The following is an 18,357-nucleotide window of genomic DNA, read 5'->3' as shown; positions in this document are numbered from 1 at the left end:
GCATAATGGATACGGAGTGCTCAATGGAAGAAAAAGAAAAAAGAGGAAGCCTCTTCGACCGCCTGAAAGTCCATTCATGGTTTCTTGGATTATTATGGACGGCCTGTATCCTGGCCTCGTTGCTTTGGAATTTATATGAGCAAAGAGAAAAAATCCTCAAAATTGCCCTTAACAGTGCCCATCTCACTTTCGAAAAAGATATTATTTACCGTAAATGGGCGGCCCGACATGGGGGGGTGTATGTCCCGGTTTCAGAACACACCCCGCCCAATCCATACCTTATGGTCCCCAACCGGGACATTACCCTGCCTTCCGGATTATCCCTTACTTTAGTCAATCCGGCCTATATGACCAGGCAGGTCAATCAAATGGCTGCTGAATTACATGATGGTCGCAGCCATATCACCAGCCTGAATCCCATTCGTCCGGGAAACCGACCTGATCCATGGGAAGCTGCCGGTTTGCGATCTTTTGAAAAGGGGGTAAAAGAAGTCAGCTCGGTTGAGAAGATAGGGGACCAAGATTATATGCGTCTTTTGCATCCTTTTGTAACGGAAAAGGACTGCCTGAAATGCCATGCGGTCCAGGGATACCAGGAGGGCGATATCCGCGGGGGAATCAGTGTTTCCATCCCCATGAGCCCCCTCTGGGCCATAGAGCGCCCGCTGATCACCAGGGTGGCGTTGGCTCACCTGCTTTTATGGCTGATCGGTCTGGTTGGCATACAAATATCAAGGAAGGGTTTTGCCAGGCATATTCTGGCCCGTGAACTGGCGGAAGGAGCGTTGCGCGAATCGGCTGACCGGCTTCGTATTGTGGCGGATTTCACCTATGACTGGGAATACTGGCGCGGACCGGATGGCCGTTTCCTTTATGTCTCCCCTTCCTGCGAGCGCATCACCGGCTATTCCCGTGAAGAATTCATGCAGGACCCCGAGATCCTCTCCCGGATCCTGCATCCGGAGGACCGCGAACGGGTATTGGCCCATCTGAGGGAGGACCAATCCCATCAAGAGCTGTGTGAACTCGAATTCCGCATCGTTCACCGTGACGGCCGGGAACGTTGGATCGGCCACGCCTGCAAGCTGGTATTGGACTCCAATGGTCAATCTCTGGGGCGCCGGGTTTCCGACCGTGACATCACGGAACGCAAGCACACCGATCAGGTCCTGGAACAACGTACTTTGGAACTTCAGCATCTGACCGAAACCCTTGAGGTCCGGATCCGGGAAAGGACCACGGAGCTGGCCAGAGCCAATGAAGCCTTACGGGGACTATCGGTCAGACTGCTCACCACTCAGGAAGAAGAGAGAAAGAGGGTCGCCGCAGAGATTCATGACGCCCTGGCGGGCAGCCTGGCCGGGATTAAATTCAAAGTGGAAGGAGCTCTCCTGGAGGTTGAAAAAGATCCAAACACTGCCACCGGATCTTTGAATAGTCTCATCCCCCTGATCAAAGACAGCATAGAGGAATGCCGAAGGATACAACAGGACTTACGGCCCTCTATGCTTGACGACTTGGGTCTTTTGATTACCTTGTCCTGGTTCTGTAAAAGATTTCAGGCGATTCATACCGGGATTCGGATCGAACAGGAGATGACCATTGAGGAAATTGAGATCCCCGAGGGTTTGAAGAACGTCATCTACCGGATCGTTCAGGAGGCCATGAATAACATCGCCAAACATAGCCAAGCCGATTTGGTGCGTTTGTGTCTGCTTAAAATGGATGGAAGGATGACGCTTGTCCTTGAAGACAATGGGCAGGGCTTCGACCTGAATAAGAAGGCCGGTTTGGAGGGAATGAGGCGGGGCTTTGGTCTTTTGAGTATGAAGGAACGGACTGAACTATCCGGTGGTTTTTTTGAAATCGAATCTACCGAAGGGAAGGGAACGGTTATTCGGGCGAATTGGGCCTTGTAATAAATGGACCGGTCTCAATCTTTTGAGAGGAAGACCTTTGCAAAGACCTCCAAAGATATTCGAGACTCTGGAATTATTCATAGATCTCCTCAAGAAGTCCCAGGATCTTCTGCCGGCTTGGGGTGGTGGGATCGGTGGCCATATTGACCGCATCCCTGGAGGTATAAAAGGCGATTTTTTTCAGATCCTCCTTCGGAACACCTAAGGCCTTCAGACTGACGGGGATATCCAGTTTACGGTAAAAATCCAGCAAACCTCCTTCCAGATCATCGGAGCGGTTCAGGAGAAAGGACAGATCGGAAAAGGGGTCCTTACAGGTTTCCTTATTGGCCTTGACAAAGCATAAAAGCCCATAGATGGCCGCCCGGCCATGGGGGATATGATAATGGGCTCCGAGGACATGGGTAATGGCATGGCCGATCCCTAAGCCCTTTAAGAAGGCCAGACCACCGCAAACGGCCGCCCAGCACAGATCGGTACGGGCGTCGATATCCTTCCCGTCCTTATAGGCCTTGATCAGGCTTCGTCCGATCAACTTGACCCCATAGACCGCCATGGATTCGAAATAGGGATGATACGGGGTGGCTAAGGAAACGTAGCCTTCGATACAGTGAGACAGGGCATCCATTCCGGATTCGATGGTCAGGCGGGGGGGCATGGTTTGGCAGAACAATGGATCAATGACCGCCAATCTGGGAATGAAATGATTACTCATTAAGACGAATTTCAGATCCCTCTCCTTATCGGTCAGGACCGCACAGGGATTGACCTCGCTTCCCGTACCGGAGGTGGTGGGGATACAGATGACCGGCGGAAAGACCGGTTTGATCTTGGCCCCGCCACCCACGACACTTTCATATTCCCTGAGGTCACCGGGGTGTGTTACCCGAAGCCCGATGGTTTTGGCCGAATCCATGGAACTTCCGCCGCCCAGACCCACTATGGCCTCACACGCATTGTCCTGATAGATCTTTCCGGCCCTTTCGATGAGTTCAATAGGCGGATCGGGCTCCACCTCCGAAAAGATCACCGTCTTTATGCCGCTTCCTTCCAGAATCCTGCGGACCTCTTCCGCCCGCCCCAGGGAGAGCATAAAAGGATCGGTTACCAGGAATACCTTGGCCACTTGGAGTTGACGGATCCGCCGGCCCAAATTTTGGGCCACCCCGGCGCCGAACATCATTTCGGGCAGGGGCGGGATACGGACTTCCCAGGCCTTTTCCTTTTCCTGGTAGGCATCCAATCCTTTCCATATATTTTTTATTTCCCCTGCATCCACGTCAAAAACCTGGCCGGTCGGAGAAATGGCCTCCTCATGAATAAAAGGAATGGCCTCGGGATCATAGTTTCCAAATCCGGCCTTTTCATTAAAGGCTAACTGATCCCGAAGGGTCTGCTTGCCGATATTAAGGATATCCAACGGGGTCATACGGAACCCGTATCGGGCATGCATCAGATCGGCTAAAAAAGGATAGATGGTGGCCCGTCCACCGGGTACGGCATTTAAGCAGTAACCAAAGGCATCACAGACAGCGGCCTGAATCTGAGATTTAAGGGAGTTCTCGGCCTGTTTATCCCTGTTCTTCGGTATCTTATAGGTCAAACCGGCCGTATGATCCGCCCCCATTGGACTGGTATAATAGGTAACGCCGGTTCCTTTGACCGATCGGGGGTCATGCCCTGGTATGGCCTGGCCTTTATAGGCCGGTATACGGCTGATATTCAAGTATCGGGCCGTGGCCACCACGCCATTACCCAGGGCCTTCCCGAGGGGCGTTTCTCTTTCGATTTCCTGCAAAAGTCCTTCGGCAGCCTGCCGGTCCCCAAAGGCCATTTTCCCGGCCTCGGCCGCCAGGCCCAGACCGCTTCCGGTTTCTATGGCATCAAGGCCCAGATCGTCACAGAGGAATTTAAGCCTGGCAATGGCATCATTATCGGTAATTCCCAGATTGGTGCCAAGCAGGGCGATGGTTTCATATTCATAGGCCGAGCAGAGCCGTTTCCCGTTTTGATCGGGATAGATGATGGAACATTTGATGACACAACCAGGCATACAGCCATGCATCTGGCCGCCCCGTTCAAAGAGGATTTCCTGGATCCGATTGCCGCTTACGGCGATGAAGTTATCGGGTCGACCGGTACGGTAGTTATTAGCCACCAGGGTCCCCTGGCTGGCGGAATTATTCACGGCAAAGGGGGTGCCGAAACGGGAATAGAGACTGCAACTGACATCATGTTTCAGGATATTCACCCAGGATTTGACGATCTCCCGAAACGATTCCGGATCGGCCAAATCAACCTGACCAGCTCCGGCGGGATCAATGATAATGGCCTTGAGGCCTTTTGATCCCATAACGGCCCCCAGGCCGCCCCTGGCGGCGGTCCGCGAGGGATCGCCGAAAATATCCGTGCAAGAGACCGAGGCCCCTTTATATTTTCGTTCCCCGGCGATCCCGGTGGAGATAACCGCTATCTTTTTGCCATACTTTTCTTTTAACCTGCCCGCCAATTCATAATTTTTCAGCCCCCGGTATTCCTCGGCCGGGATCAGGGTGGTCCTGTCTTTAGAAATCAATAAATGGTATAAGCGGTCTTCTTTAGGGGCGTCCTGAACGACTATGGCCCGGATACCCAGGCGGTCGAGGAATTGGGCCGCCGGGCCGCCGGAGTTGGCCTCTTTTATGCCCAGGGTGAGAGGGCTTTTGGCCCCCACCGAGATGCGTCCCAATTGAGGCGCCCCGGTGCCGGCCAAAGGACCGCCGGCCACGATAAAAAGATTCTCGGGGCCTAAAGGATCAGCCGTTGGCGGGACCTCTTGGTTCATGATCCTGGCCAATAAGGCGCTGCCCCCGAGATACTCCCAGCCCTCCCTTTGATGTTCCAGGGTTACTTTTTCATTTTTCATGTCCACCCTTAAAATTTTCATATCTGTTGCTCCCCTTAATTTTATATGATAACTTAACAAAAATTTGAATCTAAAAGAGAAACCCTGAATGGTCAAGAATTTTATTGATTGGCGGGCCGAGCGCACCCCCTATCCCCAGAATCTTATTATCGACATCCATTCCTTTTGCAATGCCCGCTGCCGTATCTGTCCCTATCCCGGCCTTAAAGACAAATTGCCCATGGGCAAGATGGCGGAAAGCCTCTTCCGCCGTTTGATAGACGAATTTTCTGAGGTCAAGGCCCGGTACCCCATCCGCGGCCATGTGATATTCTGTAATATGGGTGAGGCCTTCATCGATCCGGAACTCTTTTGGAAACTGGATTATGTCCGGGCGGCCGGGTTAAAGATGGTTCTTCAAACCAATGCCGCCTTACTCAGCCCTGAAAAAACCGACCGTCTCCTGGAAAGCGGCTTTGACGGCCCCATCTATATCAGCTTTCACGGGATCACTCAATCGGTCTATGAAAATATTATGGGTCTGCCTTACGAAAAGACCCTGGCCAACATCCGCTATCTGACCGGCAAATATTCGAAGGTTAATATCCGGTCTTATGTCTTTAAGTGGCCTTTGGGCGAAGTCCGCAAGGTCAAAAAGTACTGGCAGGAACAGGGGGTCCCGGTAGCCATCGGCCTTCCCAACTCCCGGGCCAATCTGGTGGCCGCAACCGGGGGCTGGCTTCTCAAATATCCCGGGCCCTGGCTGAAGGGCTGCAAAAAGGGGGAACCCCTGCGGGACATGGTGATTTCCTTCGACGGTCAGGCCGTGCTTTGCTGCGAAGATATGGGCCGGAGGGTTAATTTGGGCAACGTCACCCATCAATCGCTGTTAGAGGTCTGGAACGGCCCCCAGGCCCAAAAGGTGCTCGATTATTTATATGGAGGCAGTTGGGGGAAAAAAGACGGATTCCTCTGCCGGGGCTGCCAGTTCGGCCTGTCCACCCCATTCAGACGATTGATGAAGAACCTGGATAATGAGTGGCACCGGGCCACCCGAACCCTCTTCTGATTCGAATATGCTTGCCCTTTAAAACAGTTTTTGCTACTATGCCCCTACCCTCGGATGGAAATTTCTCCGGGGGTAGTTTGTTTGAAAGGAACAATAAGAATGGATCGGACACCGATTACCAAAGAAGGGTTGGAGAGACTTCGGCTGGAATTAACACGACTGGAAAGGGTGGAACGCCCATCGGTCATAAAAGCTATTGCGGAGGCCCGGTCCCACGGCGATCTTTCGGAGAATGCCGAATACCATGCAGCCAAGGAACGCCAATCTTTTATCGAAGGCCGGATAGGGGAACTCCATTCCAAACTGGCCACTTCCGAAATCATCGACTGCACCAACTTACCCGAGGACCGGATCGTCTTCGGGACCACCGTCGTTTTAAACGACCTGAAAACCGACGATGAATTTAAAATCCGCCTGGTCGGCCCCGATGAATCGGATGCCGACAACGGGGACATTTCCGTCCTTTCCCCTCTCGGCCGGGCCTTAATCGGGAAAGAACCGGGCGATGAGATTCAAGTCAAGACCCCGGGCGGAATACGCCAACTGGAAGTCATCGATATCAACGTATGACCTGACCCAATATCTTTCTACACTCCAAAATCCCCATTCCGCTCCGCAATGGATCAGCGCCCTTCCCCAACCACCACCCTGGCGCCCCGCCGGATAACCCAGATCAAAGGGACCAGGCCCAGGAAAAAAAGAAAAAGCAGAAAGAATACATCGTTAAAACTTAACATGGCGGCTTGTTTCTGAAGCTGCCCGTAAAGGATCTCCAGTGCCCCTCGTTGGGCTGTGGTCCCTTCCACCCCTCTTTCCTGTAAGAACCCTTGGAGGGCCGGGACCGCCTGCTGCAATTTAAAATCAAAGATGGAAAACCCTTCGCTGAGATGGTGGTGATGAAACTGGGCGCGCCGGGACAGGGCGGTAGTGATAAAGGCCACTCCGAAACTCCCCCCTAAATTCCGGAGAAGATTGAAAATGGCCGAACCGTTGCCCATTTGAGGTTTCGGTATACTTGACATGGTCAAGGTGGACAAAGGCACAAAAAAGAAGCTGATGCCGATCCCCTGAACAATCCGGGGCCAGATGATGGCCCAGAAGTCTGCCTCCAGATTGAAACGAGACATCAGAAAAAGGGCATAAGCATTAATCAATACCCCGAAGCTGACCATATACCGGGAATCCAGCCGGCCGATCAATCTACCGACCACGGGCATCAGGAAGAGAGTAGCCATCCCCCCCGGTCCCAAAACCAGCCCCGCCAGAAAGGCGGTATATCCCATCAGGTTTTGCAAATAGAGGGGGAGTAAAACAATGCTGCCGAAGAAAGCAAAAAAGCCCAGGAACATGATCATATTTCCGGAGCTGAAGGACCGGTTTTTAAAAATACGGAGATCCACTACCGGGTGGGTGACCCTTAATTCTACCAGGACGAATAGCAGCAAACAGATGGCCGCAATGATCGAAAGGCTGGTAATAAAGCTGGAATCAAACCAGTCCAATCGTTCCCCCCGATCCAGAACCAGTTGCAGGCACCCCAACCCCAGGGTCAACAAACCAAGGCCCCAGTAATCGATGCGCGTTTCCTGCCTTTTGATATAAGGGGGATCAACAATAAACAGGAAGGCCATCAGGACGGCCAGGCCTCCAAGGGGTAAGTTAATATAAAAAATCCAACGCCAGCTTATGGCATCGGTAATATAACCGCCCAAAAGGGGTCCGAGAATAGGGCCAAAAACCACTCCAATGCCGAAAACGGCCATGGCCATGCCGTGTTCCTTGAGAGGGAAAGTCTCAAAGAGTATAGAAAGGGATAAGGGTTGCAAGGCCCCGCCGCCGAGTCCTTGCAGGATCCGGAAAAAAATCAAAGTCTCCAGGTTAGGGGCCGCCCCGCATATAAAAGAGCTGAAGGTAAAAAGGCCCAGGGAAAAGATCAGATACCTTTTCCGTCCGAAGGTCCCGGCCAGCCAGCCGGTGATCGGAATGATAATGGCATTGGAGACCAGATAAGAGGTCAGGACCCAGGTGACTTCATCCAGTCCGGCGCTCAGACTGCCCTGGATATGCCCGAGAGCGACGTTGGCCACGCTGATATCCAGGATCTCGATAATGGTCGGCAGCATGACGGTCAGGGTCACCAGCCATTTGTTGACCGTCGGTGCTTGGGAAGGGGATGGATTCATGAAAATAGGTTCAAGGTTCAGGGTTTAAGGTTCAAGGTTAGGGAAACCGATTTTAATAGGTCGTCGTTGCCTGCTCCAGGTGGGAGAGTAAAAAAGACCGATTGGGTTTCTTTTGAATTCCGCAATCCGAATTCCGCAATCCGCAATTTATTTTTCATTAATCAGGATCGTCGGTATGACCGACATACCGACCCGAAGCTGGGGACGGTCCTTCCGGTCCGGATCCAAAACAATCTTGACCGGGATCCTCTGGACGATCTTGACAAAATTGCCCGTAGCGTTTTCCGGTGGGAAAAGGGAAAAGGCCGAGCCGGTCCCGGCCATTATGCTCTCCACCCGGCCCCGGAGTTTTTCCCCGGAAAAGGTATCCACCTTAATAGTAACCTTTTGGCCCGGTATCACACGGGTAAGTTGGGTTTCTTTATAATTGGCCACGATCCACAGGTTTTCTAAAGGGACCAGGGCCATGAGGGGTTGACCGGCCTGAACCTGATTGCCCACTTCGAGGTTCTTTTTGGTGATGTGCCCCCGGGCCGGGGCCTTGATCCGGGTATAGGACAACTGCAGGCGGGCCTGTTCCAGCCTGGCCTCGGCCAAAGCCAGCTCCGATTTGGCTACCTGGGCCTGTTGTTGTTTAATCTTGACCGCCCTTTCTCCGGTTTGAGCCAGATCCACTTGGGCCTTGGCCCGGTTAATCTGTTCCTTAAGAGACTCGGTCGTCCTGTGAAGGGCTTGCTCTCCGGCCAGGGCGGCCTTAAAACGGGCCTCGGCCACAAGATACTGGGTCAGGGCCTCATCCAATTGCTGTCTGGAGACGGCATGGTTTTTAAAAAGACCGTCAAACCGGTCCCGGTCCAAAGTTGCCTTGTTCAGGATGGCTTTCAGGCTCTTGGTCTCTTCCTGAACCCGTCGCAGTTGTTCCTGGGCTTCCTGGAGATTTTTTTGAAAGGCCCCCACTCCGGCCGTGGATTCTTTAACCCGGGCCCGGGTCTGTTCCGATTCCAAAGGGACGGCCATTTGGGCCGACGCCCACCGGGCTTTGATCGATTCCAGGTTGGCCTGGGCCTGCTTATAGGCCACATCATAATCGGTCGGATCCAAAGTGGCGATCTCCTGCCCGGCTTCCACTAACTGATTATCATGGACCTTGACGGTGGCTATGGTCCCCGGGACACGGAAACTTAAGGCATAGACGGACCCGGCCACATGGGCATCATCGGTTTTGATATGGGTCTGGGAATACCGATAAAGGGTGACTCCGACGATCAGACCGACTACCCCTAATAAACAGAGAATAATGATCCCTTTTTTCAGGCGTTGATGGTTTTTTGAGGAAACCTCAGCCATAGATTCTTCCTTAATTATTCTATTTTTAACCGACCCGGTCTAAAGGGTTATTCTTCAGGTCCCCCCAAAGCCGACGGTCATCTGTTCCCCCTTGATGATGACCGGCACCTTTCGTTCAGGGGAAGCCCTTAAAAAAGCCTCCAACTTTTCCGGATGGTTTAGCAGGTTATAGTAATGTACTTCTTCTCCCTGGGCTCGATAGGCCTCACAGGCCTTCCGGGTAAAGGGTCAGCCGTCCTTCCCAAAGATAACGACCATGGCGCTAAACCCTCTTCGACCTTTCCAACCTCATAGTCACCAGGTTGTAGGCATCAGGACATTGAACTTCAATCGTGTCGCCTCCCCACCAGGGAAGATTCCCTCCGAATTGGAAGGTCGAAAGACTGGGAAAGATATCATGATAGAAAAAACCGCACAACCCGCCCGGGTTGTGGCAACTGATTTCAAAAGACTCCCCCACCTGATGACCGGCGTTGCATTTTCCCTTGACCCCCATGATGGTGGCCGTTACTTTTTGTCCTATTCCCGGATCTTTTGCCATGGTCTCATCCTTCCTTTCTGGATTTTCTTTCCATTATTCAGTTTAATTCCTTGCTCTCCCTCAAAAGCCGCTTGTCCTCCACCCGCATGGTTACCTGAATCGCATCAAAATATTCCAATAAAGGAATGGTATATTTCCGGGAGGTCTGGGTCAGGTCCTTGAATTCCGGGGTGGTGATTTCGCCCTTTTCTTTGAGCCATTGGATCATTTTTTTCTTGAGCCCTTCGATGGCCTGCTTGTGAAAATAAAGGTCTTCCTTAACCTTGATCAGCTTCCCCTCCTTGACCATCAACTCCAGGACCTGTCGGGGTTGCCCTTTGGGAAACTGTTCTACCAGCTCTTTAAAATAGGGGGGTTGCAATCCGCTCTTCAGATATACCTTTTCCAGAGCATCCTGAACGGCCTGCTGGTCTTCCTTTAATTGGACCTTATGGCCTGTCAGACGGACCAGTTCCTTTTCCTGGACCAGGATCTTCTGTTCGGCTAATTGATTCAAGAGAAAATTAAAGAGTTTGGTTTCCCGAATCTGGGGCAGACGTGATTTCAATTCTTCTTTAAGCAAACCGGGTTTCAAGGGATTGGCCTGGTGGTAGCCTTCCAGTTCTTTTTCGATGGCCCGGTTCAGTTTGGACATCTCCTTTTGATGGATGATGATTTTATTCTCTTTGTCCCATTGGATGAGGACCTTCTGGGAAAGGAGATCTTTGAGCAGATCATCGAGCTTCTTGGGAGGTAGCGGCAGAACTTGTCCCAAATTTGGTCTGGACACCCCGCCGGCCCCGGCCAAAAGGACTTGCAAGGCCGTTTTTTCGGCATCGCTCCCGGATTGTAGGACCTGAAGCTGCTGAATGACTTCCGGGTTTAAACGTTTGTGTTTGGCCGGGATCACATTCAGAACCGTTGCCCCGCCGATGGTCAGAACCGGTGAATAGCTGCGGATGACGGCCAGATCTCCAGGCAATAAGGCCACCGGTTCGGTGAGTCGTAATTGTCCAAAGCCGGGTTCTCCGGGTTTTATATCCTCCCCTTGAAGGAGAAGAACCTGGCCTAAAATCTCGCTGGTTCCGCTGTGAAACCGTATCTGACTGCGATGTTTCAAGGGTCTTGGAGCGGATTTCAAGAGTCGGATATGCAGATCCAATAACCGGGTTGAATAAAGACCTAGTGGGGAGGCCACCACATCGCCCCGGTTTACCGTGGCCTTCTCAATCCCCTGGAGATTAATGGCCGTGCGCAGACCGGCCCGGACCTGTTCGGTATCCTGATTATGGACCTGAATACCACGGACCTTGGCTTGAATCTCCTGGGGATAAATAATCACCTGGTCCCCGACCGAAAGGCTGCCGGAGATGGCCGTCCCGGTGATGACCGTCCCAAAGCCCTTCATGGTAAAGACGCGGTCCACCGGCAATCTGAAGATGCCGGCAGAAGAACGCTCCTCCACTTCAGCCGAAAGTCTTTCCAGGAGCCCGGTCAATTCCGGAATCCCCTGGCCGGTAGTCGAAGAAACGGGAAGGATCGGGGCCCCTTCCAGAAAAGTCCCTTTTAAAAACTCTTTGATATCTTCCTGGACCAGATCCAACCAATCGTCTTCGACCATATCGATCTTGGTTAAGGCCACCAGACCTTTTTTTATCCCCAGGAGGCTGCAGATATCCAGGTGTTCCCTGGTCTGGGGCATGACCCCTTCATCGGCGGCAATAATCAAGGCCACCAGATCAATGGTGCTGGCGCCGGCCACCATATTTTTAATGAACCGTTCATGACCGGGGACATCGATGATCCCCAGGCGTTGGCCGCTGGGGAGATCCAGATAGGCAAAACCCAGTTCAATGGTGATCCCCCGTTCTTTTTCCTCCTTGAGGCGGTCGGTATCGATCCCTGTCAAAGCCTTGACCAGGCTGGTCTTGCCGTGATCGATATGTCCGGCCGTACCGAGAATAATCTGTTTCAAATCCGACCTTTCTAAGTATTCCTGCCCGGGTGGACAAAAATGAATAGGAGTGAAGAGATCCTTAAAACATTCTGGCTTCTGAATTCTGAATTCCAGAATTCCAAATGTCTTCAGTCCGTATTATCTCCCACCTCTCACAAACCCTGTCAAGCCAAAAATTTTAAACCCTTTTCTTTACAAACGCTTTTACAATCCTTATAATAAAATTTGTTGTTTTTATCTATCAGGCCAGCCTTTCCAGGTGTTCCCACCGGGAAGGGAAAGGAGGAGCAAAAGTGGTTAGCGATTTTTCCAGACTTCACGGTCAAATGAGGCGTTTGATGGATGATATGCTGTATCAAATCAGCCCCCGCTTTTTGCTGGATCAAAGGATGTGGTCCCCCCAAATGGATATTCTTGAGACGCCGGAGTCCTTTATGATCATTGCCGAGGTCTCGGGTTTAAAAAAAGACGAAATCCGGGTTACCGTAAAAAGAAACCTGGTTCATCTTTCGGGGAAAAGAGAGGGTCCTCCAATGGCCAACGCCGTTCGATATCTTCAAATGGAAATCGAGTATGGTTCCTTTGAACGGACCTTTGAACTGCCCGTTCTGATAGATGAATCGAAGATTGAAGCCCATTACCGGGACGGTCTGCTCACTGTGGTCTTACCTAAAAAGCGGCCGCTTAAAAAAACCATTCCCGTTCAATCTGAATAAATTTCGGCCTAAATATAAGGAGCAGCCCATGGAAATCACCGAAACGGCCATACCCCTTCAAACCCAAGTATTGACCATACCGGAAGAAATACCCCTCCTGCCAGTCATGGATGTTGCCTTGTTTCCCAAGATGGTAATGCCCCTGATGATCTGGGAAAAAAGCTGGATCCAATTGGTGGATGAGGCCCTGATGAAAGACCACTTGATCGGACTGATTATGATTCAAGGCAAAGGCCACGACCCCCTGACCCCCGATGACCTGTATGGATATGGAACCGTGGGTTCTATTTTGAAAATGGCCAAGGTCCCTGAGGGCGGGGTACGGTTGATGGTCCAGGGCCTTTCCCGGTTTAAAATCACCGAATTCACGGCAACTTCCCCTTACTTCAAGGCCCGGATCGAAATCCTCAAGGACCTCCTGGAATCGAATATCGAAACCGATGCCTTGACAAACAGCGCCCGGGGGCTCTTTACCAAAGTCCTGGAGTTGTCTCCCTATCTGCCTTCCGAATTGGGTCTCCTGGCCCAAAGCGTTGAAGACCCCGGCTCCCTGGCCGACATGATCGCTTCCATTCTGAACGTCTCCAAAGAAGATAAACAAGATATCCTGGAAACCCTGGCGGTTAAACAAAGGCTTCAAAAATTAACGGTTATCCTGACGAAAGAATTGGAGGTCCTGGAATTAGGGAAGAAGATCCAATCGGAAGTTAAAGACGGGATCGATAAAACCCAGCGGGAATATTATCTTCGGGAACAACTCAAGGCCATCCAAAAGGAGTTAGGGGAAAAGGATGAAAAATCCTTAGAGATTGAAGAATACCGGAAAAAAATAGTGGAAAGGAAGTTATCTCCGGCGGCCGCCAAGGAAGCCGAACGGGAACTGAATCGTTTGGCCCGGATGAGCCCTTCCTCCCCCGAATATACGGTGGCCCTGTCCTATCTGGACTGGCTGACCGAACTTCCCTGGGGGACTCAGACCGAAGATAACCTGGATATTGAAGCAGCCGCCAAGGTCCTGGATGAGGATCATTTTGATCTCGAAAAGGTCAAAAAAAGGATCCTGGAGTACTTAGCGGTTCGAAAACTCAAGCCGGACATGAAAGGCCCCATCCTTTGTTTTGCCGGCCCTCCGGGCACGGGTAAGACCTCTTTGGGGCGTTCCATAGCCCGGGCCCTGGGCAGAAAATTCGTCCGCCTCTCCCTCGGTGGGGTTCGCGATGAAGCCGAGATTCGGGGACACCGTCGCACCTATGTCGGGGCCTTACCCGGGAGAATCCTCCAAGGTTTAAAGAAGGCCGGCTCCAATAATCCGGTCTTTATATTGGATGAAATCGATAAGGTCGGCGCTGATTTTCGGGGTGATCCTTCCTCGGCCCTTTTGGAGGTCCTGGATCCGGAACAGAATTCCACCTTTTCCGATCATTATCTGGAAGTAGAATTCGACCTCTCCAAGGTCATGTTTATTACCACGGCCAATATTCTGGATACGATTCCGCCGGCCCTGCGGGACCGTATGGAGGTCTTGGATCTGGCCGGTTATATTGAAGAAGAAAAAATCCAGATCGCTCATAACCATTTGATCCCCAAACAAATAAAGGAACACGGCCTGACCGATAAAAACCTTACCTTTAATAAAAAGGCCCTTCAGACCATTATCCGTTCCTATACCCGGGAAGCAGGCCTTCGAAATCTGGAACGGGAAATCGCTTCTGTTTGTCGGGGGGTTGCCAAAGAAATAGCCGAAGGAAAAATCAAAGGCAAGAAGATCTCCCCGGAGGATCTGCATCAATATCTGGGGCCGATCCATTTCTTTTCCGAGATTGCCGAAAGGACCCAGGAACCGGGGGTAGCAACCGGGTTGGCCTGGACCCAGGCCGGGGGCGATATTCTCTTTGTCGAAGCCACCAAAATGCCCGGCAGAAGAACCTTGACCTTAACCGGTCAGTTAGGGGAGGTTATGAAAGAGTCGGCCGGGGCCGCTATGAGTTATATCCGCTCCAAAGCCGGTCAATTAGGCATCGAGGAAGATTTCTACGAAAAAAACGATATTCATGTCCATGTCCCGGCTGGGGCCATCCCTAAAGACGGCCCTTCGGCCGGAATCGCCATGATGACGGCATTGACCTCTCTTTTAACCGATAGGCCGGTACGGGGCGATCTGGCCATGACCGGTGAGATCACCCTGCGCGGTTTGGTCCTGCCGGTCGGAGGGATCAAGGAAAAAGTCCTGGCAGCCAAGAGGGCCGGGATTGGATCCATAATACTGCCCAAAAAAAATGAAAAAGATCTGGAAGAGATTCCTCCGCATTTAAAAAAGGGACTAAAATTCCATTTTGTGGAACGGATGGACGAGGTCTTTAATCTGGCCCTCTGTCATAAAGCCGTAGCCTGCAAGAGATAAGCATCAAGTGTGGATTTCGGATTGCGGATTGCGGATTGCGGAATAAAGAGGAAGAACTTACCAAATTAATTTAAAGGAACTACCTATTCGGTGAAAAAATTGGTTGATCTCCATACCCATTCTTCGGCCTCCGATGGCAGCCTCTCTCCCCAGGAACTGGTCAAGTATGCCAAAAAAAAGGGGGCGGCGGCCATTTCCCTGACCGATCATGACACCGTTGAAGGCCTTGAAGCGGCCATGGCCGCCGGAGAAGAAAATGATCTTGAGGTCATCCCCGGTCTGGAGATCAGTGCTCAGTATACGGGAGGGACGATGCATATCCTGGGTTATTACATCGATCCCTCGGAGCCGGCCCTGAACCAGGAACTCCACAGGCTTCAGGAAGCCAGACGGGAAAGAAATCCCAAGATCATCGCCAGGCTTCAAGCCCTGGGGATCCCCATTACCTTCGATCAAATCCAGGCCCTGGCCAAGGGACAGACCGGTCGCCCCCACATTGCCCAGGCCCTTCTTCAACTCGGGGCCGTCTCTTCTCACAAAGAGGCCTTTCAAAAATATTTGACCAAAGGGGCCTTGGCCTATGAGGAAAAATTTCGTTTTTCTCCGCTTGAGGCCATCTCCCTGATTCTGCGAGCAGGGGGAATCCCGGTCCTGGCCCATCCCTTCACCTTAAATTATCCTTCTTTAAGGGATCTTAAAGTATTGGTTGAAGATTTAAAGGCCAAGGGCCTAGATGGAATGGAAGTTTTTTATCCTGAACATACGGAGGAACAAACCCGGTATTATTTATTGCTGGCCAAGGAATTGGGACTGGTATACACAGGGGGAAGCGATTTTCACGGGAACAACAGGGAAAAAGCGGACCTACTTTGCGGTAACGGGAATTTAGAAATTCCCTACGAGATCGTAGAGAACCTGAAGGCCCTTCACCTAAATTCGGTTAACAGAATACGGATTGCAGGTTGACTGTCATGAGGAGATGGTGGCCAGCCTGATCATGTTTCCGACTTTTGAAGATCTTGCCCTCAAGCATCAAAACCTTATTGAAGATTTCCTTAAGCGTTATCCCCCGGAAATCTCGGAATTGACTTTTACAAACCTTTTTATTTGGAGGCATTATTATCAATTTAAGATCACTTTCCATAAGGGATTTCTGACATTTCTTGCACAACCGCCCGATAAAATGCCCTTTTTATTTCCTCCGCTGGGTGAAGGGGATGTTCAATCCTGGGCCGCTGATTGCCTGATCTATTTAAAAAAACAGGGATATCCCGCACGGTTCGAACGGGTTCCAGGGTCGGCCCTCAAAAACTTTTCACTCCTCCCCCATTTAAAGCCTGTTCTTGATCGGAACAACAGCGATTATTGCTACCTGACCAAAAACTTGATCCGTCTTTCGGGAAACAAATACCATACCCTGAAAAACCATATCAATCGATTTAATAAAAAATACCATTGGGAATACCTCCCCCTGACCCCGGAATTGATTATTGAATGCCTTAATCTGCAGGAAGAGTGGTGCCGGTTGAAACAATGCATCGAATCTCCCAGTCTTTTAAGTGAAGAACAGGCCATTATTGAAGCCCTTACCCATATCGATCTCTTGAATTATAAGGGGGGGGTGATTCGAATCCAGGGAAAGGTAGAGGCCTTTACCCTGGGGGAACTGTTAAACCTAGAGACCGTAGTCATTCATATTGAAAAAGGCAATCCGGAACTTTCCGGCCTTTATCCTTTAATCCAGCAACAGTTTTTAGAACAAGAGTGGGGTCTTATCCCCTATGTCAATCGAGAGCAAGACCTGGGGATCCAGGGCTTACGAAAAGCCAAAATGTCCTATCACCCCGAATTCATGATCGACAAGTACATCGTGACTGAAGCCTATTAGAGTTTTATCAGGTCCCTGTTATTTTTTAAAGAATAGGGCGAGAATAGATGTTAAACCATGTGACACAATTGATTTTTCTTGGAACCGGGACCGGAGTTCCTTCTGCCGAACGCGGATCTTCCGCCGCCCTGCTGAAACTTCCTGAAACGAACCTGCTCATCGATATCGGTCCTGGAACCTTACGGCAATTAGCCAAAGTTTCCGTACCGATTACCGAAATAGATTATATTCTTTTGACCCATCTCCATCCGGATCACAGTATCGATCTGGCTTCTTTTTTATTTGGAACAAAATATCCCCCTTATTTGATTAAAAGACGGCCCTTTCATCTCCTGGCGGGAACCGACTTCGAAGCCTTTTATAACAATCTTTTAAGGCTTTATGGCCATTGGATCGAATTACCTTTAGGTCTTCTGATCCATACTCCTCTTCCCCAGGACAGGACGTTGGAAAAAAAGTTTCCCTCATTTTTTCTCGAAACCGGACCGGTATCCCATACCTCGTCGAGTATAGGCTTTCGGTTCACCCTGCCCGATAGAAAGGTACTTGTCTTTTCCGGCGATTCGGATTATTCTCCTTCCATAGTTGAACTGGCCAGAAAGGCGGATTTACTGGTATTGGAATGTTCTTTCCCTGAAGGTCAAAAGGTGGCGGGGCATCTGACTCCCTCCCTGGCCGGAAGGATCGCCCGGGAGGCCGAGGTCAAACAGTTGGTGCTGACCCATTTCTATCCCGAATGCGATGGCCAGGACCTCATCGGTCCCTGTAAGGGGGAATATAGTGGAAAGATCCGCCTGGCAGAAGATTTTATGACCCTGTCGCTGGAAAACGAGATCTAACGAGTTGCACCTGGCCCAAGGGAGAGACACCAAACAGGAAAACAGGTCCAAGGTTCAAGGTCCAAAGTCCAAAGTTTTTTATACTTGAAACTTGAAACTTGCATCTTGGAACTTTATTTTCGTACTAACAAGTTGAGGAGCAGGTTGGATGAAAGAGAAAAAAGGTAAACTTATTCATATTGATAGAACCCAAAAACAGGTTGTGGATATACTGGACAGGGTAAGCGAAGAGCAAGAAAATATAAAGGAACTTATTGTTTTTTATATGGATAAGGAGGGCGTTTATCACTCCCTTTCTTCCGATATCAGTGATGAGATCTATTTAGCCGGCATCTTGCATTCCATGGTGAATAACTTGCTTTATGACGCCTCTGAGCCGGAAGATTAATATCTTTACTTATTCCCCTATAAATTTCTTATATAATTTTTCGACATTTTTTCGGGTTACATGGTCCCGGTGCATGCGGAATCCCCCTCCAAAGGTCTCCGGGATATGCATCAATTCATGGATCAGGATCTTAACCTGTTCTTCTTTGGATAATCGGTCGTAAGATTCATTTAAAATCTCTATGACATAATGGGCTCCCATGTCCAGAGCAAGCTGCATTACTTTGGGCAGGGCATGACATCTGGC

General features: G+C 50.7%; 15 protein-coding genes. 9 read left to right on the top strand and 6 right to left on the bottom strand.

The genetic code is table 11. The annotated features are described in order from the left end of the window. The first annotated feature begins 23 nt into the window (after positions 1 to 23). Positions 24 to 1,919 (top strand): DUF3365 domain-containing protein, encoded by a 1,896-nt coding sequence (locus HY879_04665; protein ID MBI5602628.1) that lies wholly within the window; start codon positions 24 to 26, stop codon positions 1,917 to 1,919. A gap of 73 nt (positions 1,920 to 1,992) precedes the next feature. Here the strand turns inward: HY879_04665 and HY879_04660 are convergent, their stop codons facing one another. Then, entirely contained in the window at positions 1,993 to 4,845 is a 2,853-nt protein-coding gene (locus HY879_04660; protein MBI5602627.1) for an iron-containing alcohol dehydrogenase, read from the bottom strand. A gap of 67 nt (positions 4,846 to 4,912) precedes the next feature. On the opposite strand from HY879_04660, the gene HY879_04655 reads away from it, so the two are divergent. Together HY879_04655 and greA are read left to right on the top strand one after the other, a co-directional pair. After that, complete coding sequence (locus HY879_04655) at positions 4,913 to 5,872, top strand: SPASM domain-containing protein (protein MBI5602626.1); 960 nt, start codon at positions 4,913 to 4,915, stop codon at positions 5,870 to 5,872. Between the two features lie 99 nt (positions 5,873 to 5,971). After that, on the top strand, positions 5,972 to 6,442 hold the full coding sequence (gene greA, locus HY879_04650) for a transcription elongation factor GreA (GenBank protein MBI5602625.1): 471 nt from the start codon (positions 5,972 to 5,974) through the stop codon (positions 6,440 to 6,442). Between the two features lie 53 nt (positions 6,443 to 6,495). Here greA and HY879_04645 read toward each other — a convergent pair whose 3' ends face one another. The 4 genes from HY879_04645 to selB all read right to left on the bottom strand — a co-directional run bounded on the left by HY879_04645 (position 6,496) and on the right by selB (position 11,897). Next, positions 6,496 to 8,055 (bottom strand): DHA2 family efflux MFS transporter permease subunit, encoded by a 1,560-nt coding sequence (locus HY879_04645; GenBank protein MBI5602624.1) that lies wholly within the window; start codon positions 8,053 to 8,055, stop codon positions 6,496 to 6,498. A 147-nt stretch (positions 8,056 to 8,202) separates the two neighbouring features. After that, positions 8,203 to 9,402 (bottom strand): HlyD family secretion protein, encoded by a 1,200-nt coding sequence (locus HY879_04640; protein MBI5602623.1) that lies wholly within the window; start codon positions 9,400 to 9,402, stop codon positions 8,203 to 8,205. Positions 9,403 to 9,664: 262 nt separating this feature from the next. Further along, positions 9,665 to 9,943: a TIGR04076 family protein gene (locus HY879_04635; protein MBI5602622.1), complete on the bottom strand. Its 279-nt coding sequence runs from the start codon at positions 9,941 to 9,943 to the stop codon at positions 9,665 to 9,667. Between the two features lie 37 nt (positions 9,944 to 9,980). Then, positions 9,981 to 11,897 carry a selenocysteine-specific translation elongation factor gene (gene selB, locus HY879_04630; protein MBI5602621.1) on the bottom strand — a complete coding sequence of 639 codons (1,917 nt, stop codon included), beginning with the start codon at positions 11,895 to 11,897 and terminating at the stop codon, positions 9,981 to 9,983. A gap of 320 nt (positions 11,898 to 12,217) precedes the next feature. Here selB and HY879_04625 point away from each other — a divergent pair, with 320 nt between their 5' ends. The 6 genes from HY879_04625 to HY879_04600 all read left to right on the top strand — a co-directional run bounded on the left by HY879_04625 (position 12,218) and on the right by HY879_04600 (position 18,111). Continuing rightward, on the top strand, positions 12,218 to 12,595 hold the full coding sequence (locus tag HY879_04625) for an Hsp20/alpha crystallin family protein (protein MBI5602620.1): 378 nt from the start codon (positions 12,218 to 12,220) through the stop codon (positions 12,593 to 12,595). 28 nt (positions 12,596 to 12,623) lie between these two features. Next, positions 12,624 to 14,996: an endopeptidase La gene (gene lon, locus HY879_04620; GenBank protein ID MBI5602619.1), complete on the top strand. Its 2,373-nt coding sequence runs from the start codon at positions 12,624 to 12,626 to the stop codon at positions 14,994 to 14,996. A 99-nt stretch (positions 14,997 to 15,095) separates the two neighbouring features. Further along, on the top strand, positions 15,096 to 15,962 hold the full coding sequence (locus HY879_04615; protein ID MBI5602618.1) for a PHP domain-containing protein: 867 nt from the start codon (positions 15,096 to 15,098) through the stop codon (positions 15,960 to 15,962). Next, positions 15,952 to 16,884: a DUF2156 domain-containing protein gene (locus HY879_04610; GenBank protein MBI5602617.1), complete on the top strand. Its 933-nt coding sequence runs from the start codon at positions 15,952 to 15,954 to the stop codon at positions 16,882 to 16,884. Before HY879_04615 ends, HY879_04610 begins: the two co-directional genes overlap by 11 nt. 47 nt (positions 16,885 to 16,931) lie before the next feature. Continuing rightward, positions 16,932 to 17,723 (top strand): MBL fold metallo-hydrolase, encoded by a 792-nt coding sequence (locus HY879_04605; protein MBI5602616.1) that lies wholly within the window; start codon positions 16,932 to 16,934, stop codon positions 17,721 to 17,723. Positions 17,724 to 17,871: 148 nt separating this feature from the next. Then, positions 17,872 to 18,111, top strand: coding sequence for a hypothetical protein (locus HY879_04600; protein MBI5602615.1), 240 nt, complete (start codon positions 17,872 to 17,874; stop codon positions 18,109 to 18,111). 9 nt (positions 18,112 to 18,120) lie between these two features. On the opposite strand, the gene HY879_04595 is transcribed toward HY879_04600, so the two are convergent. Then, positions 18,121 to 18,357, bottom strand: a 237-nt coding sequence (locus HY879_04595) for a metallopeptidase (protein ID MBI5602614.1), incomplete at its 5' end; no start/stop codon positions are given.

Source organism: Deltaproteobacteria bacterium (assembly GCA_016219225.1).
Classification (GTDB): domain Bacteria; phylum Desulfobacterota; class RBG-13-43-22; order RBG-13-43-22; family RBG-13-43-22; genus RBG-13-43-22.
Note: the sequence above shows the minus strand (reverse complement) of the source record. Positions and strands in the feature narration are given on the sequence as shown.